The following is an 18,386-nucleotide window of genomic DNA, read 5'->3' as shown; positions in this document are numbered from 1 at the left end:
CGGCATGAAGACCACCGAACCGATTGCAGGCTATGACATCCCGGCCGTGGAGGCCTGGATCCGCGCCAATGTGCCGGGGCTGAAACCGCCGCTGCGGTGGACACGGCTGCAGGGCGGTCACTCCAATCTGACGTTCATGATCGAAGACGCTAGCGGCCTTAAGGCGGTGATCCGCCGGCCGCCACTGGGTGAGCTGCTGCCGAAGGCGCATGACATGCAGCGCGAATGGGCGCTGATCAGCGCGCTCGGGCCGACCGCAGTGCCGGTGCCGGCGGCGCTCGGCTTCTGCGACGATACGACCGTCACCGGCGCTCGGTTCTACATCATGGGCCACGTCGACGGCCGGCCGCTCTACACCGCCGACGACACACGCCGCCTGGTGCCGGAGCAAAAGCGCGAGAAGCTGGCGCATTCGTTCATCGACGTGCTGGCCGATCTGCACGCGGTCGACCCCGACACAGTCGGCCTCGGCGATCTCGGCAAAAAAGACAGTTACGTGGGCCGCCAGCTCAAGACCTGGTACCAGTCGTGGATGGCCTCGATCGAGCCGGCGAAGTTCGACGATCCGCGCGCCCACAGCATGCGCGAATTCCTGCTCGCGCAATTGCCCGACCAGGGCCCGGCGCGAATCGTCCACGGCGACTATGGCCTGCACAACACCCTGACCGGTTCGGATCATACGATCGTGGCCGTCGTCGACTGGGAAATTTCCACGCTCGGTGATCCGCTTGCCGATCTCGCTTACGCGCTCAACCAGTTCCCCGATCCCAGCGACCGTGACCGGGTGTGGGGTGAAGCGCCGACCGCGATGCCGGGCTTTCCGTCCCGCACCATGCTGGCGGAACGCTACGCGGCGCGCACAGGCCGGGATCTGTCGAAGCTCGATTACTACGTCGGCTTCAATCGCTGGAAGAGCGCCGCGATCACCCACGGCGTCTATGCCCGCTACATGGCGGGACAGAAGAGCGCCGAGGGTGTCGATCTCGACAGCCTGCGGCGCAGGATCGGCGAGCAACTCGATCTCGCCGACCAGGCGATCGGGCGGCTGAAACAGCATGGGCTTTCGGCCTAGGCCCTCCGCCGAACGCGTAACTGCGCGACTGCCGCTTCCAATCGGAGGCGTACCGGCGCCCCTTGTCCTCAATCAAAATCAACCCAGGGAGAAGCAACCATGAAACTCGATTCTTCTGTCGCGGCCGTCGTCACCGGCGGTGCGTCCGGTCTCGGCGCCGCAACGGCGCGCGCGCTGGCGGCGCAAGGCGTAAAGGTCGCGATCTTCGACTTCAACGACGAGAAGGGCGAGGCGATCGCCAAGGAGATCGGCGGCGTGTTCTGCAAGGTCGACGTGACCTCCGACGAGCAGGTCGACGCCGCCTTCGCAAAAGCCCGCGCGGCGCACCAGCAGGAGCGCATCCTGGTCAACTGCGCCGGCACCGGCAACGCGGTGAAGACCGCCGGCCGTGACAAGAAGAGCGGCGAGCCGACGCATTTCCCGATCGATGCGTTCAATCGCATCATCCAGATCAATCTGGTCGGCACCTTCCGCTGCGTCGCCAAGTCGGCGCAGGGCATGCTGTCGCTGCCGCCGCTCGACGACGGCGAGCGCGGCGCGATCGTCAACACCGCGTCGGTCGCGGCCGAAGACGGCCAGATGGGGCAAGCCGCCTATTCGGCTTCGAAGGCCGGCGTCGTCGGCATGACCCTGCCGATCGCACGCGACCTGATGAGCGAAGGAATCCGCGTCAACACCATCCTGCCGGGCATCTTCAACACACCGCTGCTGCAGGGCGCGCCGGAGAACGTCAAGGCGGCGCTCAGCGCGTCGGTGCCGTTTCCGAAGCGGCTCGGGCAACCCGAAGAATATGCCCAGCTGGCGCTGACCATGATCACAAATGGCTACTTCAACGGCGAAGACGTTCGCCTCGACGGCGCCATCCGCATGGCGCCGCGCTGAGCCGCGACGGTCATCCTTCAAACGAGCCCGCGGAACAGGTGCCATTGCGATTGGCTCTTGGTCCGCGGGACGCTTCGGAAGGCCAGTGCTCGACGGACGGCCCGGCACACGGCCAGATGGCTGCGATCGACTGGATATCGCGGGCTTGATCGCAAGCGGGGATTGAACTCTAAGGATATCGCGCTCGTCGGCGTGCGTCGTTCGCCGCCTTGACGCCTCCCGCTTTCGAGCGCCTGCCTCGATCCCAAAGATCATTCCGTCATGCGATTCACCTTCATCCACGCCGCCGATCTGCACATCGACAGCCCGCTGGCCGGGCTGCGGGCCAAGAACGAGGATGTGGCGCGACGGTTTGCCGAGGCGGGGCGCAAGGCCGTGCAGGCGCTGGTCGACGAGACGATCGCCAGCAACGCGGCGTTCCTGATCATCGCCGGTGATATTTTCGACGGCGACTGGAAGGACGTTACCACCGGGCTGTTCTTCGTCGGCGAACTCGGTGCATTGCATCGCGCCGGGATTCCGGTGTTCATCGTCAAGGGCAATCACGACGCCGACAGCCTGATGTCGCGCGATCTGCCCTATCCGGACAGCGTCAAGGTGTTTCCGACCAAGGCGGCGACCGTCGAACTCGAGCGCTTTTGCGTAGCGTTGCACGGCCGCAGCTTCGCGGATCGCGTCAACGCGGATTTCGTTGCGAGCTATCCGGCGCGCCGCGAGGGCTGGCTGAACATCGGCGTGTTGCACACCTCGCTCGACGGCACGCGCGGCCACGAGGGCTATGCGCCGTGCAGCGTCGATGACCTGCGGCGGTTCGGCTACGACTACTGGGCGCTAGGCCACGTCCATGCGGCCGAGATCGTTCACCGCGATCCATGGATCGTGTTTCCGGGCAATCTTCAAGGCCGCAGCGTTCGCGAGACCGGCGCCAAGGGCGCGATGCGCGTCACCGTCGAGGATGGCCGCGTCGTCGACGTCACGCCGCTGGCGCTCGATGGCGCACGCTGGGCTCATCTGACGATCGACATTACGGGCGCCGCCGAAGAGACGCAGGTGCCCGCGCTGGTGAGCGAGCGCCTCGCCGAACTGCATGCGCAGAGCGACGGCCGTGCGCTTGCGGTCCGCGTCACGCTGACCGGCGCGACGCCGCTGCATGGCCGGCTGCTGGCCCGCCGCGAGGCGCTGCAGGACGATCTGCGCGCCGGCGCGCTGCATCTCGCCGCCGATTGCTGGATCGAGCAGCTCAAGATCAAGACGACGCTGCCGGCCCAAGCTGCGACCGCGCAACCGGAGCGGAGCGACATCGATGTCGGCGCGCTGCTGGCTGAAGGCGCGCAGCATCCTGCTCTGGCCACCGCGCTGGCGGAGCTGACCGAGACGATCAAGTCGAAGCTGCCGCGCGACCTGCAGGACGAGTTCGCGGCGTCCGACGTGCTCGGCAGCCTGTCCGACGACGCCCGCGCGTTGCTGGCCGGAGAGCTGTCGTGAGGATCGAGCAGCTCGCGCTGGAGCGCTACGGCATCTTCACCGACCGGATCGTGCCGTTCGCCCCGCAGGCGTCGCTGCACATCGTGCTCGGTGCCAACGAGGCCGGCAAGACTTCGGCGCTGACAGCGATCGGCGATCTGCTGTTCGGATTCGGCGCGCGCACCGACTACGACTTCCTGCACGACAGCAAGCTGCTGCGGCTCGGCGGCAGCTTTCGCCATTCCGACGGCCGCCTGATCACCGCGCGGCGGCGCAAGGGCAACAAGAACACGCTGCTCGACGCCGAGAATCAGCCGTTGCCCGACGATCACTTCGCGGCGCTGCTCGGCGACGTCTCGCGCACCACGTTCAATTCCGAGTTCGGCATGACGGCGCCGGCGCTGCGCGCAGGCGGCGACGAGCTGCTCGGCGCCGGCGGTCGTCTGGCCGAAACGCTGGCGGCGAGTTCGGCCGGCATGGCCGAGCTGTCCCGCATCAAGGACCGGCTGCAGCAGCAGGCCGACGAGCTGTTCACGCCGCGCAAATCCGCCGGCAAGCCGTTCTATCTGGCGGCCGAACGCCGTGACGCGGCCGACAAGGAACTGCGCGACGCCATCGTCACCCGCGACGCGTTGCGGCAAGCGCAGGCGTCGGTGGAGCAGGCCGCGGCCGAGCTGGAGAAGCTGAAGGCCGAGCATGCCGCCTGCGGCAGCACGCTGGCGCGCTGGCAACGGACGCTGCGGGTGCGCTCGCAGCTGAGCCGGCTGGACCGCATCGAGGCCGAGCTGTCCGGGTTTGCGGATCTGCCGCAGGTGGCCGCGCAGACGCTCGCCGAATGGCGCGCCGCGCTCGACAGCAAGACCGCAATCGAAGCGGAGATCGCGACGCTCGACGCCGCGGCGGCCGCGGATGCCGCAGAAATCGCCACGATCCATATCGACGAGGCCTTGCTGGGGGAGGCTGGCACGATCGTCGCGCTGCGCGAGCGGCTCGGCGCCGTGCGCAAAGCCGCGTCCGACCTGCCGCGGCGGCGCCACGACCGCGCCAGCGCGGAGGCTGCGCTGGACGATTGCGCGCGGAAGCTCGGGCTCGCATCTCACGTCGAACTCCTCGCCGCGCTACCGACTGAGCCGGCGCTCGCAGATGCGCGCGATCGCCTCGAGAAGATTCGGCGCGCCACGCAGGAACTGGCCGATATCGAGGCGCGGTACGAGCGGGCGAAGCGCGAACGCGAGGTCCAGGACGCGGCGGGCGACGATCCGCATCTGATCGATCTCGAACCGCTGCGCCAGCGCTTCGACGCGCTCGGCGACATCCCGGCGCAGGAAGAGCGGCTGCGCCGGGACCGGGCCGCGCTGGCAATCGAGTTCGAGGCGATCGGCAATGCCGTCGCCGCGCTCGATCCGACGCCAGGCGCGCCCGACCGTGTGCGCGCACTGCCGGTGCCCGACCATGCCACGATCAGCAAATTCGCCAGCGCGTTCGAACTCAGCGAAACCGAGCTGAAGCGGCTCGATACGGAGATCGCCAAGTTCGATGACGCGATTGCCGCTGCCGAGGCCGAGTTGGCGCGGCTGTCGAGCTCCGGGCCGGTCCCGACCAAGGCCGACCTGATCGCGGCCCGGCAGACGCGCGACGATCGCCTCGGCGCGCTCTACGGCGGGCTCGACGGCGATCGCGACGAGCGCAGGCAACGCTTCGACGGGGTCGCCGAGGCATCGCGGGCAATCGACGGCATCACAGACTCGCTGCTGACCGACACCGAACGCGCGACCCGGCATGAGGACGCGCAGCGGCGGATCGCGGAAACGCGCGGGGACCGCGAGCGCGTCGTCGCCAAGCGCAGCGGCTTGCGGCAAGGCCTGTTCAATATCACCGAAGGATGGGCGAAAGCCTGGGCCGCCTCCGGCTTGCAACCATTGGGCGCGGCCGAAATGCTGCGCTGGCGCGAGCGGTTCGACGAGATCGTCGGCAAGCTGGCGAAGTGCGACCTGCAGCGTGCCGCCATCGACGCGCAGGCGATGGCGCTGAACGACGGCAGAACGGCGATCCTCGGCTTCCTCGGCAGCGTCGGCCGCCACGGCGATCCCAGTGCGCCGGCAGGCGCGCTGTATCGCGAAGCCAAGGCGCGGTACGACCAGTTGGTGGCAGCGTGGAGCGACGCGAAGGCGCGCGCTGCCGCCCTCGCAAGGATCGAGCGCGATCTCGCCGAAGCCGATACCGCGCGCGAGACCTGCGAGCGCAGCCTTGCGGATCAGCGGCAGCATTGGCCGCTGACGATGGGCGCGATAGGCCTCGCCGCAGATGCCTCGCCTGCGCAGGCCGAGGCGGCGCTTTCGGTATGGGGCGCCGTCGGTGTGCCACGCGCCAATCTCGATCGCGAGAGCCGCAGCGTCGACACCATTACGTCCGATCTGCAGGAGTTCGATCGCGACGTCGCGGGCCTGCTGGCTCACGTTGCGCCGGATCTCGGCAACCTTGCGGCGCAGGAAGCGGTGCCGCGCCTCGCCGAACGGCTCGACGATGCCCGCCGGGCCAGCGAGGCCTGCCGTCGTCTGCACGACAACGCGGCCAAGCGCGCGATCAATCGCGGCGCTCTGGTGAGTCGCCTCGAGGCCAGCCTCGACACGCTGCTGCACGCCGGCGACACGCTCGGTGCGGACATCGCGGCAGTGCCGGAGTTGCTGGCACGGCTTGCGATCCGGCTGCAGTTGCAGACCGAACAGAAGGAGCTACGCCGACATCTGCTCGAGATCGGCGACGGATACGATGAGACCGCGCTCCGGCACGAGCGCGACGGGGTAGATCTCGATCGGCTGCAGGCCGACATCGCCAGCGCGACCGAACAACAGGCCGGCCTGTTCAAGGATATCGGTGACGCGTCCGCGGCCCATTATCAGCGGCAGCGCGAACTGGAGGCGCTGACCAAGGGGCGCGACGCCGCGGGCGCCGCGGGCCGGCGACGCGAAGCGGGCGCCGAGCTGCTGTCGGTCGCCGAAGACTGGTTGCTGCGCTCGGCAGCGGCGCTGCTGGCGCGCCGCGTCGTCGAGCTGCACCGCGCCAAGGTGCAGGACCCGATGGTGGCGCGCGCCGGCGAATTGTTCGCGCTGGCGACCGCGGAAGCGTTCGCCGGACTCGGCATCGATTACGACGAAGACGAACCGACGCTGGTGGCGCGCCGCGCTTCGGGCGAGCGTGTACCACTGTCCGGATTGAGCGAGGGCACGCGCGATCAGCTATTCTTGGCACTGCGGCTCGCGCTGCTCGAACGCCGTACATCGGAGCCATTGCCCTTCATCGGCGACGATCTGCTGGCGAGCTTCGACGACCGACGAACGCTGGCGACGCTCCGCCTGCTGGCTGCGGCCGGCCGGCAGCGCCAGATGATCCTGTTCACCCACCACCGCCACGTCGCCGATCTCGCACAGTCTCTGACGGATCATCAGGTCGATCTGATCCAGCTCTAGACCGGTCGGAACGCCTGCCCGGATCAGCTGCCACTCGGGATCGTCCAGCACATCAATAGCGTGGGCGGCGCTTCAGCTTGCTGCATCGAAAAATAAAAGCGGCCCGCGTTGCCGCGAGCCGCTTCCAATTCACATTCGGGAAGTGTGTCGCCTAGCGATATTCTTCCGATTCGCGCAGGCCGCTGATCCACAGCGCCAGCACGGTGACCACAGCGCCGGACAACAGATAAGCGCCCGAGGCCAGCAGGCCGAAATCGGTGGCGAGCAGCAGTGCCGCGAGCGGCGCGAAGCCGGCGCCGAACAGCCAGGCCAAGTCGGCGGTCAGCGCCGAAGCAGTGTAGCGATAGGCCATCCGGAAGCTCGACGCGATCGCGCCGGAGGACTGGCCGAACGACAGGCCGAGCAGCACGAAGCCCAGCATCATGTAGACCGACTCGCCGACCGGGCCGGCGTCGAGCAGTTGCGGCGCGAAGCCGCTGAACACCGCGATCGCGACCGCCGAGCCGATCAGCAGCGGCTTGCGGCCGATCCGGTCCGCCAGATAGCCCGACGCGATGATCGCCAGCACGCCGACGGCGGCGCCGATCGCTTCGATGATCAAGAAGCGGACCGGGCTTTCACGGGTGAACAGGAACACCCAGGACAGCGGGAACACCGTCACCATATGGAACAGCGCGAAGCTGGCCAGCGGCGCGAAAGCGCCGATCACGATGTTGCGGCCCTCGTGGCGAACGGTTTCGACGACGCGGCCGGGCTGCAATTCCCGGCTCTCGAACAGCGAGGCGTATTCGGGCGTCACCACCATGCGCAGCCGGGCGAACAGCGCCACGACGTTGATGGCGAAGGCAACGAAGAACGGGTAGCGCCAACCCCAGCTGAAGAAATCTTCAGCCGACAGATGCCCGGTGAAGTAGGCGAACAGGGTGCTGGCGACGATCAGGCCGAGCGGCGCGCCGAGCTGCGGGATCATGGCGTACCAGCCGCGCTGCTCCTTCGGCGCATTCAGCGCCAGCAGCGAGGCGAGGCCGTCCCATGCGCCGCCCCAGGCCAGACCCTGCGCGGCGCGCGCCAGCGCCAGCAGCCAGATCGAGGCCGCGCCGATCTCGTAATAGCCGGGCAGGAACGCGATCGCGACGGTCGCGGTGCCGAGCAGCAGCATCGCGATGATCAGCTTGGCGCTTTTGCCATAGGTGCGGTCGATCGCCATGAAGATGATCGAGCCGAACGGCCGGGCGATGAAGGCGATGGCGAAGATCGCGAACGAATACAGAGTGCCGTTCAGTTCGCTGGTGAACGGAAACACCAGGCGCGGGAAAACGATCACCGAGGCGATGGCGTAGACGAAGAAGTCGAAGAACTCGGCGGTGCGCCCGATGATGACGCCGATGGCGATATCGTTCGGGTTGGCATGCTTATGCGCCGGATCCGAGCCAAGCCCCGCCGTCGTGGTTCCCGCTGTGGTGGTGTCCGTCATCGCCTCTGCCATTGAAATGTCGAAGGAAAATGTTGCGAGCGCTTCTCACTTTTAGAAGCGATCGCAAATCTGTTTGAGCGGTGATCCCGCACCGCAACATTGGACAAATTGTCCAATGTCCGGATTGTTGCGCCGCAGCTAGCTCGTGTCCTTGCGAGATATTCTCATTCTCAAAGGGCGGAACGCGTGTCACGACTTAAGCTCCTGTTGCTGCTACCCCTGGCCGTGGTTCTGAGCGGCTGCAACTTCGTGGTGATGGCGCCGGCCGGCGATGTGGCTGCGCAACAGCGCGACCTGATCGTCGTGTCGACCGTCCTGATGCTGTTGATCGTGCTGCCGGTGATGGCGCTGACGGTGTGGTTCGCCTGGCGCTATCGGCACAACAACGACGCTGCCAAATATGATCCGGACTGGGATCACTCGACCGGCCTCGAACTGGTGATCTGGTCGGCGCCGCTGCTGATCATCATCTGCCTCGGCGCGATCACCTGGATGGGCACCCATCTGCTCGACCCGTATCGTTCGCTCGACCGGATCGCCGCCAACCGTCCGATCGACCGGGACAAGGCGCCGCTTGAGGTCAACGTCGTGGCGCTCGATTGGAAGTGGCTGTTCATCTACCCAGAATACGGCATCGCCTCGCTCAACGAGATGGCCGCCCCGGTCGATCGCCCGATCAACTTCCGCATCACTTCCTCCTCGGTGATGAACTCGTTCTACGTCCCGGCGCTGGCCGGCATGATCTACGCGATGCCCGGCATGGAGACCAAGCTGCACGCGGTGATCAACCACGCCGGCAACTATCGCGGCCTGTCGGCGAACTACAGCGGCGCCGGCTTCTCCGGCATGCACTTCGCCTTCCATGGTCTCGACGACGCCGGTTTCGATCAGTGGATCGCCCGCGCCAAGGCGAGCCCGGACAAGCTCGGCCGGCCGGAGTATCTGCAGCTCGAGCGCCCGAGCAGCAACGAGAAGCCGCGTGCGTTCGGCGCGGTCGACGGCGATCTGTTCCGCGCCATTCTCAACATGTGCGTCGACACCGGCAAGATGTGCATGAGCGAGATGATGGCGATCGACGCCCGCGGCGGCTCCGGCATGGCCGGCCTCAACAACACGCTGCCGCTCGCCTACGACAAATACGCCCGCCGCGGCACCGCGCTCGGCCCGCAGCCGTCCTTCGTGGCCGGCATCTGCACCCCGGAAGAACCGCAAGGCCGCGTCACCGCGCAGGTGCGTGAATCCACGCCGCTGCTCGGCGCGGGATTGAAACGCCCGTCGCTGGCGCCGCTCGGCTCATCCACCTCGTTCCTGTTCGGCTCGACGTCGAAGTCCCAATCCTGAGGGATCGCATGTTCTCCAATTTCGATATCGTCAAAGCGATCTTCGGCCGGCTGTCGCTGGATTCGCTTCCGCTGCACGAGCCGATTGTCGTGCTCACCTTCGTGGCCGTCGCCATCGGCGGCGCCGCGCTTGTCGCGGGCCTCACCTACTTCAAGCTGTGGGGCTATCTGTGGCGCGAGTGGTTCACCACCGTGGACCACAAGCGCATCGGCATCATGTACATGATCCTCGGCATCGTGATGCTGCTGCGCGGCTTCGCCGACGCCATCATGATGCGCCTGCAGCAGGCGATGGCGTTCGGCGGCTCCGAGGGCTACCTCAACGCCCATCACTACGATCAGGTGTTCACCGCCCACGGCGTGATCATGATCTTCTTCGTGGCGATGCCGCTGGTCACCGGCCTGATGAACTACGTCGTGCCGCTGCAGATCGGCGCCCGCGACGTGTCGTTCCCGTTCCTCAACAATTTCAGCTTCTGGATGACCACCGGCGGCGCCGTGCTGGTGATGATCTCGCTGTTCATCGGTGAGTTCGCCCGCACCGGCTGGCTGGCCTATCCGCCGCTGTCGAACATCGGCTACAGTCCTGACGTCGGCGTCGACTACTACATATGGGCGCTGCAGGTCGCAGGCGTCGGCACGACGCTGTCGGGCGTCAACCTGATCTGCACCATCGTCAAGATGCGGGCGCCCGGCATGACGATGATGCGCATGCCGATCTTCACCTGGACGTCGCTGTGCACCAACGTCCTGATCGTGGCGTCCTTCCCGGTCCTGACCGTGGTGCTGGCGCTGCTGTCGCTCGACCGTTATGTCGGCACCAACTTCTTCACGAACGACTTCGGCGGCAACCCGATGATGTACGTGAACCTGATCTGGATCTGGGGCCACCCCGAGGTCTACATCCTGATCCTGCCGGCGTTCGGCATCTTCTCGGAGGTGACCTCGACGTTCTCGGGCAAGCGGCTGTTCGGCTACACCTCGATGGTTTACGCCACGGTCGTGATCACCATCCTGTCGTATCTGGTGTGGCTGCACCACTTCTTCACGATGGGCTCGGGCGCCAGCGTCAACTCGTTCTTCGGCATCACCACGATGATCATCTCGATCCCGACGGGCGCGAAGATGTTCAACTGGCTGTTCACGATGTATCGCGGCCGCATCCGCTTCGAGCTGCCGATGATGTGGACCATCGCCTTCATGCTGACCTTCGTGATCGGCGGCATGACCGGCGTGCTGCTCGCGGTGCCGCCGGCCGACTTCGTGCTGCACAACAGCCTGTTCCTGGTCGCGCACTTCCACAACGTCATCATCGGCGGCGTGGTGTTCGGTGCGTTCGCCGGCATCGTGTACTGGTTCCCGAAGGCGTTCGGCTTCAAGCTCGATCCGTTCTGGGGCAAGATCTCGTTCTGGAGCTGGGTGGTCGGCTTCTATCTCGCCTTCATGCCGCTCTACGTGCTCGGCCTGATGGGCGTGACCCGCCGGCTGCGCGTGTTCGACGATCAGAGCCTGCAGATCTGGTTCATCCTAGCGGCCATCGGCGCCGGCCTGATCGCGATCGGCATCGCGGCGTTCCTGATCCAGATCGCCGTCAGCGTCATGCGCCGCGAGCAGCTTCGCGACGTCACCGGCGATCCGTGGGACGGCCGCACCCTGGAGTGGGCGACCTCGTCGCCGCCGCCGGACTACAACTTCGCCTTCACCCCGATGGTACACAACACCGACGCGTGGTGGGAGATGAAGCGCGCCGGCTACAAGCGCCCGCTGACCGGCTTCAAGCCGATCCACATGCCGAGCAGCACCGGCACCGGCGTGATCCTCGCGGGCCTCGCTACCGTCGTCGGGTTCGCGCTGATCTGGTACATCTGGTGGCTTGCCGCGCTGGGGTTCATCGCGCTGCTCGCCGTCGCGATCGGCCACACCTTCAACTATCACCGCGACTACCACATCCCGGCTGAGGAAGTGGTGCGCGTCGAAGACGAGCGGACCCGTCTGCTCGCTGCGGGAGCCAAGTGATGAGTGTCGCCGTCGCCAATCCGAAGGACGCGGAACAGGTCTTCTACGTCGTCGACGAACACGCCCATCCGGAAGGCTCGAGCACCATGCTCGGGTTCTGGCTGTACCTGATGAGCGACTGCCTCATCTTCGCGATCCTGTTCGCGACCTACGGTGTGCTCGGCACCAACTACGCGGCCGGGCCGGCGCCGAAGGACCTGTTCGATCTGAAGCTCGTCGCGGTCAACACCGCGATGCTGCTGCTGTCGTCGATCACCTACGGCTTTGCCATGCTGACGATGGAGAAGCGCCGGGTCGGCGCCACCCAGATGTGGCTGGCGATCACCGGCCTGTTTGGCCTCGCCTTCCTCTGCATCGAACTCTACGAGTTCCATCACATGATCCATGAGGGCGCGACGCCGCAGCGCAGTGCCTTCCTGTCCTCGTTCTTCACGCTGGTCGGCACCCACGGTCTGCACGTCACCTTCGGCATCATCTGGCTGGTGACCCTGATGGTGCAGGTCTCCCGCAAGGGACTGATCGAGGCCAACCGTCGCCGCCTGATGTGCCTCAGCATGTTCTGGCACTTCCTCGACGTGGTCTGGATCGGCGTCTTCACCTTCGTGTACCTGTTGGGAGTGCTGCGATGAGCATCAACAATCCGCCCGTCGACGCCCATGGCGAAGACCATCACGGTCATCCGGACGCGCATGCGCACGGCTCGCTGAAGAGCTATCTGATCGGCTTCGGCCTGTCGGTGGTGCTGACCGCGATCCCGTTCTGGCTGGTGATGAGCGGCGCGATCGCCGACAAATCGGTCACCGGGCTGGTGGTCATGGCGTTCGCGGCGGTGCAGATCGTCGTGCACATGATCTACTTCCTGCACATGAACACCTCGTCCGAGCAGGGCTGGACCATGATGGCGCTGATCTTCACCATCGTGATGGTGGTGATCGCGCTGGCCGGTTCGCTGTGGGTGATGCACCACCTCGTCACCAACATGATGCCGGTCCACAACATGGTCCCGACGAAGTGACGGAGCCGGCGATCGTGACCTCAGGCGACGCGCCTGCGCGGGCCCCCGGCCCCGCGCGGCGCCCGTCCTTGTGGCTCACGATCCCGGCGCTGCTCGGCGTCGCCCTGCTGATTTCCCTCGGGGTCTGGCAGGTCGAACGGCGGGCCTGGAAGCTGGCGCTGATCGACCGCGTCGAAGCCCGCATCCACGCCGCGCCCGCACCGCTGCCTTCGGCGGCGGCTTGGCCGGCGGTCACCGCCGCCAACGACGAATATCGCCGCGTCACGGCGACCGGTGAGTTCCAGCACGACCGCGAAACGCTGACGACGGCCGTCACCGAAGCCGGTGGAGGCTTCTGGGTGATCACGCCGCTGCGCATGGCGGACGGTCGGACCGTTCTGATCAACCGCGGATACATCTCCCCCGAGCAGCGCGACCGAACGTCGCGCCGCGACGGCGAGCCGACCGGACCGGTGACGGTGACGGGGCTGCTGCGGATGACCGAACCGAACGGCGGCTTTCTGCGTCATAACGCCCCTGCGGACGAGCGTTGGTACTCGCGGGACGTGCAGGCGATTGCGGGCGCGCGCGGCATCGATCATGTCGCTCCGTTCTTCATCGACGCGGACGCCTCGCTCAATATTGCCGGTCAGCCGATCGGCGGCATGACGGTGGTGCAGTTTCCCAACAACCACCTGACCTATGCGCTCACGTGGTTTTGCCTCGCCTTTATGCTGGCTGGCTGGCTTGTTGTGGGCTTTGCGGGGGAATATCTGCGGGGGGCAAGCGCCAGGCGCCGTTCGGGCACCACGGCGCGATCCGCCCTTTCGACGGGACCCAATGCTGGACCGATCGCCGAGCATCGTTGACGACAAGTCCGACTGGCGCGCCCGAGCCGAGCCGGCCGGCGCCGCGCGATCCGGCGACGAAGCTCTGATGCCGCTCGGCGCCTCGACGCCCGACGACGAAACCGACCGCAAGAACATGTCGCTGCTGATCCAGCTGCGCTGGACGGCGGTGATCGGCCAGATCGTCACCATTGCGGCGGTGCATCTGTGGCTCGGCGCGTCGCTGCCGGTGGTGCCGATGGGCGCCGTCATCGTCGGGCTGATTGCGCTCAACATCGCCAGCCTGATGTGGATGCGCTATCGCTTCGCCATCAGCAACCATGACCTGCTGATCGCCCTGATCCTCGACGTCGTCGCGCTCACGGCGCAGCTCTATCTCAGCGGCGGCGTCACCAATCCGTTCACCTCGCTGTATCTCCTGCAGGTGACGCTCGGCGCGGTGCTGCTCGACAGCCGCTCGAGCTGGTCGCTGGTCGCGGTGGTGTTCACCGCCATCATCTGGCTCACCGAGGCGTCGCGCCCGCTGGTGCTGCCGGAATGGGCCGGCGATCCGATCAACCTGCGGGTCGGCGGCATGCTGCTCGGCTTCGCGCTGAATGCGGTGCTGCTGGTGGTGTTCGTCACCCGCATCCATCGCAACCTGCGCGAACGCGACGCGCATCTGGCATCGCTGCGCCAGCACGCCGCCGAGCAGGACCACATCGTGCGCATGGGCCTGCTCGCGTCGGGCGCGGCGCATGAGCTCGGCACGCCGCTGGCGTCGGTCTCGGTCATCCTCAGCGACTGGCGGCGGATGCCGGCGCTGACAAGTAACCGCGAGCTCGCCGAAGATCTCGCCGAGATGGAGACGGCGCTGAAGCGCTGTCAGTCGATCGTCACCGGGATTCTGGTGTCGGCCGGCGAAGCGCGCGGCGAGGGCTCGTCGCCCACCACGGTGGCGGAATTCCTCGAAGCGCTGGCCGAAGAGTGGCGCAGCGCGCGCAGCCGAACCACCCTGCACGTGGTCAACGCGTTCGGCGACGATTTGCCGATCGTCTCCGACGTGACGTTGAAGCAGGCGGTGTTCAACGTGCTCGACAACGCCTTCGAAGTGTCGCGCTACTGGATCGAGCTGCTGGCCGAGCGCGAGGGCGACAATCTGGTGCTGTCGATCAGCGACCGCGGCCCGGGCTTTGCCAAGGACATGCTGGCGCAGCTCGGCAAGCCGTATCAGTCGAGTAAGGGACGCGCCGGCGGCGGACTCGGCCTGTTCCTGGTGATGAACGTGGTCCGCAAGCTCGGCGGGTCGATGACCGCCGAAAATCTCCGCAACCGCGGCGCCAAGGTCAAGCTGGTGCTGCCGCTCTCGACCCTCGCGATCGGACAGAATTTTGAGTGACACCGAACAGCATACCGAACCCGAAGACCGCTCCCTGCTGATCGTCGAAGACGACGCCGGCTTTGCCAGGACGTTGAAGCGCTCGTTCGAGCGCCGCGGCTACGCGGTGGTGCACGCTTTCACCATCGAGGAAGTGCGCGAGGCGCTCGAGGAGCGCACCTTCGGCTATGCGGTGATCGATCTCAAGCTCGGCGTCGCGTCCGGCCTCGCCTGCGTCGAGCTGCTGCACGCGCAGGATCCGGAGATGCTGATCGTCGTCCTCACCGGCTTTGCCAGCATCGCCACCGCGGTCGAGGCCATCAAGCTCGGCGCCTGTCACTATCTGGCCAAGCCGTCCAACACCGACGACATCGAAGCCGCCTTCCGCAAGGCAGAGGGCAACGCCGACATCGCGCTGGCCAGCCAGCCGACCTCGATCAAGACGCTGGAATGGGAACGTATCCACCAGACGCTGATCGACAGCGAGTTCAACATCTCCGAAGCCGCGCGGCGCCTCGGCATGCATCGTCGCACCCTGGCGCGAAAGCTGGAGAAGCGCCAGGTCCGGTGACCATTGCCGAGATGCCGATGACCGGACCATCGTCTAGCATCAGCCGTCAGTGCCTTTCTCTCATTCGGTATCCACGGCTGCCGGCCAGATATCGTCGGATCCTGCATGGCGGCGCCGCTGAGGCCGTTTGAGCCGCCAGGTTGCTTGGCGGCTTGGCTTCACGTGTACGCCTATTAACCCTTGAGTTGCCGCTTTGCCGGCGTATTCATAGGCCACCCGTTACAGTTGGTGGGACGAGATTCCTTCAGACGGAACCCATCGCAATCAGGCGCGGCTGGCCCTCAGATGCACAGCCACGCCAGCTCATTCCGGTGTCCTTTCATGTTCAAATCCCGCAAATTTCTTATCGGCGCCGCCGCCGCGGCCGGCATCGTCACCATCCCCATGCTGTCGGCGCTGGCGCTGCAGCGGACCCCAACGGCGCAACCCGATCTCGATCTGATCGGCGGAGTCATCGGCTTGGTCGAGCGGGCCTATGTGCATCCGGTCAGCCCCAATGACCTGACCAAGGACGCCCTGAAAGGCATGCTGAACCGGCTCGATCCGCATTCGGATTACATGGACGAGAAAGAATTCAAGGACATGCAGACCGACATGGCGGGGCAGTTCGGCGGCCTCGGCATGCAGATCTCAGGGCAGGGCGGTGTGCCCAAGATCGTCGCGCCGATCGACGGCACGCCGGCGGCCCGCGCCAAGCTCGAGCCCGGCGACGACATCATCAAGGTCGGCGACACCTCGACCCAGGGCATGAGCCTGCGTGAAGTCGTCGACATGCTGCGCGGCACGCCCGGATCCAAGGTGACGATCACCATTCTGCGCGGCAAGGAGTCGCCGTTCGACGTGACCCTGACCCGCGAGATCATCAAGGTCGCGTCGGTGAAGTCGGAGCTCAAGCCCGACGGCATCGGCTACGTGCGGATCAGCCAGTTCGGCAACGACACGTCGGACGGTTTCAAGAATGCGCTGACCAAGCTCAAGAGCGACTCCAAGGACGGGCTGAAGGGGCTGGTCATCGACCTGCGTCAAGATCCCGGTGGCCTGCTCACCGCCGCTGTCGATGTCGCCGGCAATCTGCTCGACGGCGGCACCGTGGTGTCGATCCGCGGCCGCCAGCCCGACGATCAGCGCGTATTCAGCGCGCCTTCCAAGGGCGACATGCTGCCCGGCGTGCCGGTGGTGGTGCTGATCAACGGCGCTTCGGCTTCGGCGTCCGAAATCGTCGCCGGTGCGCTGCAGGATCGCAAGCGCGGAACCGTGATGGGCACGCAGAGCTTCGGCAAGGGCTCGGTGCAGACGGTGATCCCGATCAAGGGCCGCGGTGCGGTCCGGATGACGACGGCGCTGTACTACACACCGTCCGGCCGCTCGATCCAGGACGACGGCATCACGCCGGACATCGTTCAGGAAGCGCCGAAGGATCAGCAGATCGCCGGCGGCGCGATGTTGCGGGAAGGCGCGCTGCGCGGCGCGATCGCAAATCCGGGTCAGCTCGGGGGTAACGGCAAGCCCGGCGCTGCCAAGCCGAAGGCTTCCGGCGGTGCGGCTCCTGCTGACAAGCCTGCGGCTTCGTCGCCGCCGATCAAGGCCGACCTGATCGGTAAGCCCGAGGATGCGCAGCTCAACGCCGCGATCGCCTATCTCGGCAAGCGCGCCGATAACGACAAGGGCGCCGTGAAGGCCCAGTAAGCTCGTTTAGCTTCCGATCTTATTACCTGCTGACGTCATGGACGGGCCGAGCCCGGCCATGACGATGGTGGTCGCCCAAAAATCACGCAGTTGCTGCCCAATTCCTGGCAGCCTTCGAACAAAAGGTTGTGCGCCCGGAGACAAGTTTTTCTGGGACGCGCGGTCTTAGCTCCTGTCGGTTCGGACATGGCCTCCGCCATGACACCATCGAAGGAGCGATCGAATGGTCAAGTCGCCTATTCCCGAGTTTCGCAGCCTGACGAGCGCGGCGCTGATGGGCGCGCTGGTGCTGGTCGGCTTTGCGGCTTCGCAGCCCGCCCATGCGGCCGCGCCGGCAGCCTGCGCGGCGCTGCAGGAGAAGTACCCCGACTGGAAGGGCAAGACCCTCGTCAACGCCATCAATCCGCACACCCCGGGCTACGAGTCGATCGACCCGAAGGATCCGACCAAGTACATCGGCTACGACATCGATCTCGGCGAGGCGATCGGTGACTGCCTCGGCTTCAAGCTGACCTACAAGGCCGTGACCTTCGCGGCGCTGCTCACGACGCTGTCGAGCGGGCAGGCCGACATCGTCATCTCCGACATCTACGCCACCGAGGAGCGCGCCAAGGCCGCCGACTTCGTCACCTATTCCAAGGTGTTCGACGGCGTGCTGGTCGCCAAGGGCAATCCGAAGAAGATCACCGGCATCGACACCTCGCTGTGCGGCACCGCCGCGGCCGAGAACACCGGTTATGTCGAAGTCCCGCTGATCCAGGCGCTGGCGCCGGAGTGCAAGAAGCTCGGCAAGGCGGAGCCGACGATCCAGCTCTACGACAACAACGCCAACTGCATCCAGGCGATCCTCGCCGGCCGCGCCGACACCTACATCAACGACGTCAACACCGTCGACAACGCCGTCAAGGCCTATCCGGACAAGCTCGAAAAGGCGATCGCCGTGACGATCCCCTATCAGGTCGGCATCGCCGTGCCGAAGAACAAGCCGAAGTTCCGCGATGCCGTGAAGGACGCGCTGACCGAGATCTACAAATCCGGCGATCAGCTCGCGCTGCTCAACAAGTGGAAGCTCGATCCGGCCAACCTGATGGAGCCAGGCCTCCTGGTCGTCAAGTAACAGCCGTCAAATCGTAGGGTGGGCAAAGGCGCAAAGCGCCGTGCCACCACCCCACACCGCGACCGATGTCGTGGGGCCCGCGCGGGGGGCCCGTTGGC

General features: G+C 66.2%; 14 protein-coding genes. 13 read left to right on the top strand and 1 reads right to left on the bottom strand.

Features of this window, described 5'->3' with window-relative positions; genetic code table 11:
* Positions 1-4 precede the first annotated feature (4 nt).
* The 4 genes from LPW26_RS14185 (at position 5) to LPW26_RS14170 (ending at position 6,885) form a co-directional block, all read left to right on the top strand.
* Positions 5-1,072, top strand: coding sequence for a phosphotransferase family protein (locus LPW26_RS14185; protein ID WP_238736058.1), 1,068 nt, complete (start codon positions 5-7; stop codon positions 1,070-1,072).
* A 99-nt stretch (positions 1,073-1,171) separates the two neighbouring features.
* Positions 1,172-1,954 carry an SDR family NAD(P)-dependent oxidoreductase gene (locus LPW26_RS14180; RefSeq protein ID WP_238736057.1) on the top strand — a complete coding sequence of 261 codons (783 nt, stop codon included), beginning with the start codon at positions 1,172-1,174 and terminating at the stop codon, positions 1,952-1,954.
* Between the two features lie 261 nt (positions 1,955-2,215).
* A complete protein-coding gene (locus LPW26_RS14175) occupies positions 2,216-3,439 on the top strand; it encodes a metallophosphoesterase family protein (protein ID WP_238736056.1) in 1,224 nt (407 codons plus the stop codon).
* Complete coding sequence (locus LPW26_RS14170; RefSeq protein ID WP_238736055.1) at positions 3,436-6,885, top strand: ATP-binding protein; 3,450 nt, start codon at positions 3,436-3,438, stop codon at positions 6,883-6,885. Before LPW26_RS14175 ends, LPW26_RS14170 begins: the two co-directional genes overlap by 4 nt.
* 151 nt (positions 6,886-7,036) lie before the next feature.
* Here the strand turns inward: LPW26_RS14170 and LPW26_RS14165 are convergent, their stop codons facing one another.
* Positions 7,037-8,359, bottom strand: a complete 1,323-nt coding sequence (locus LPW26_RS14165; protein ID WP_238736054.1) for an MFS transporter — start codon at positions 8,357-8,359, stop codon at positions 7,037-7,039.
* A 186-nt stretch (positions 8,360-8,545) separates the two neighbouring features.
* Between LPW26_RS14165 and cyoA the strand changes: the two genes are divergently transcribed.
* The 9 genes from cyoA to LPW26_RS14120 all read left to right on the top strand — a co-directional run bounded on the left by cyoA (position 8,546) and on the right by LPW26_RS14120 (position 18,288).
* Positions 8,546-9,700, top strand: coding sequence for a ubiquinol oxidase subunit II (gene cyoA / locus LPW26_RS14160; protein WP_238736053.1), 1,155 nt, complete (start codon positions 8,546-8,548; stop codon positions 9,698-9,700).
* Positions 9,701-9,708: 8 nt separating this feature from the next.
* Positions 9,709-11,715: a cytochrome o ubiquinol oxidase subunit I gene (cyoB, locus tag LPW26_RS14155; RefSeq protein WP_238736052.1), complete on the top strand. Its 2,007-nt coding sequence runs from the start codon at positions 9,709-9,711 to the stop codon at positions 11,713-11,715.
* Positions 11,715-12,344 (top strand): cytochrome o ubiquinol oxidase subunit III, encoded by a 630-nt coding sequence (gene cyoC, locus LPW26_RS14150; RefSeq protein WP_238736051.1) that lies wholly within the window; start codon positions 11,715-11,717, stop codon positions 12,342-12,344. Before cyoB ends, cyoC begins: the two co-directional genes overlap by 1 nt.
* Entirely contained in the window at positions 12,341-12,730 is a 390-nt protein-coding gene (gene cyoD, locus LPW26_RS14145; RefSeq protein WP_238736050.1) for a cytochrome o ubiquinol oxidase subunit IV, read from the top strand. Before cyoC ends, cyoD begins: the two co-directional genes overlap by 4 nt.
* Complete coding sequence (locus LPW26_RS14140) at positions 12,727-13,578, top strand: SURF1 family protein (RefSeq protein WP_406677584.1); 852 nt, start codon at positions 12,727-12,729, stop codon at positions 13,576-13,578. Before cyoD ends, LPW26_RS14140 begins: the two co-directional genes overlap by 4 nt.
* Positions 13,579-13,645: 67 nt before the next feature.
* Positions 13,646-14,935, top strand: coding sequence for an ATP-binding protein (locus LPW26_RS14135; protein ID WP_406677609.1), 1,290 nt, complete (start codon positions 13,646-13,648; stop codon positions 14,933-14,935).
* A complete protein-coding gene (locus LPW26_RS14130) occupies positions 14,928-15,485 on the top strand; it encodes a response regulator transcription factor (RefSeq protein WP_238736047.1) in 558 nt (185 codons plus the stop codon). The genes LPW26_RS14135 and LPW26_RS14130 overlap by 8 nt, the downstream gene beginning before the upstream one ends.
* A 321-nt stretch (positions 15,486-15,806) precedes the next feature.
* Entirely contained in the window at positions 15,807-17,171 is a 1,365-nt protein-coding gene (locus tag LPW26_RS14125; protein WP_238736046.1) for a S41 family peptidase, read from the top strand.
* 274 nt (positions 17,172-17,445) lie between these two features.
* Positions 17,446-18,288, top strand: coding sequence for an ABC transporter substrate-binding protein (locus tag LPW26_RS14120; protein ID WP_238736127.1), 843 nt, complete (start codon positions 17,446-17,448; stop codon positions 18,286-18,288).
* The last annotated feature ends 98 nt before the right edge of the window (positions 18,289-18,386 follow it).

It is taken from the genome of Rhodopseudomonas infernalis, from assembly GCF_022271405.1.
In the GTDB taxonomy this organism is placed as follows: domain Bacteria; phylum Pseudomonadota; class Alphaproteobacteria; order Rhizobiales; family Xanthobacteraceae; genus Rhodopseudomonas; species Rhodopseudomonas infernalis.
This window is presented reverse-complemented; position numbering and strand designations above follow the sequence as displayed.

Excerpts from the sequence above, each read along its gene's own strand:
- LPW26_RS14185 (WP_238736058.1), top strand. The coding sequence starts at position 5 with ATGAAGACCACCGAACCGATTGCAGGCTATGACATCCCGGCCGTGGAG.
- LPW26_RS14180 (WP_238736057.1), top strand. The coding sequence starts at position 1,172 with ATGAAACTCGATTCTTCTGTCGCGGCCGTCGTCACCGGCGGTGCGTCC.
- LPW26_RS14175 (WP_238736056.1), top strand. The coding sequence starts at position 2,216 with ATGCGATTCACCTTCATCCACGCCGCCGATCTGCACATCGACAGCCCG.
- LPW26_RS14165 (WP_238736054.1), bottom strand. The coding sequence starts at position 8,359 with ATGACGGACACCACCACAGCGGGAACCACGACGGCGGGGCTTGGCTCG.
- cyoB (WP_238736052.1), top strand. The coding sequence starts at position 9,709 with ATGTTCTCCAATTTCGATATCGTCAAAGCGATCTTCGGCCGGCTGTCG.
- cyoC (WP_238736051.1), top strand. The coding sequence starts at position 11,715 with ATGAGTGTCGCCGTCGCCAATCCGAAGGACGCGGAACAGGTCTTCTAC.
- cyoD (WP_238736050.1), top strand. The coding sequence starts at position 12,341 with ATGAGCATCAACAATCCGCCCGTCGACGCCCATGGCGAAGACCATCAC.
- LPW26_RS14135 (WP_406677609.1), top strand. The coding sequence starts at position 13,646 with ATGCCGCTCGGCGCCTCGACGCCCGACGACGAAACCGACCGCAAGAAC.
- LPW26_RS14125 (WP_238736046.1), top strand. The coding sequence starts at position 15,807 with ATGTTCAAATCCCGCAAATTTCTTATCGGCGCCGCCGCCGCGGCCGGC.
- LPW26_RS14120 (WP_238736127.1), top strand. The coding sequence starts at position 17,446 with ATGGGCGCGCTGGTGCTGGTCGGCTTTGCGGCTTCGCAGCCCGCCCAT.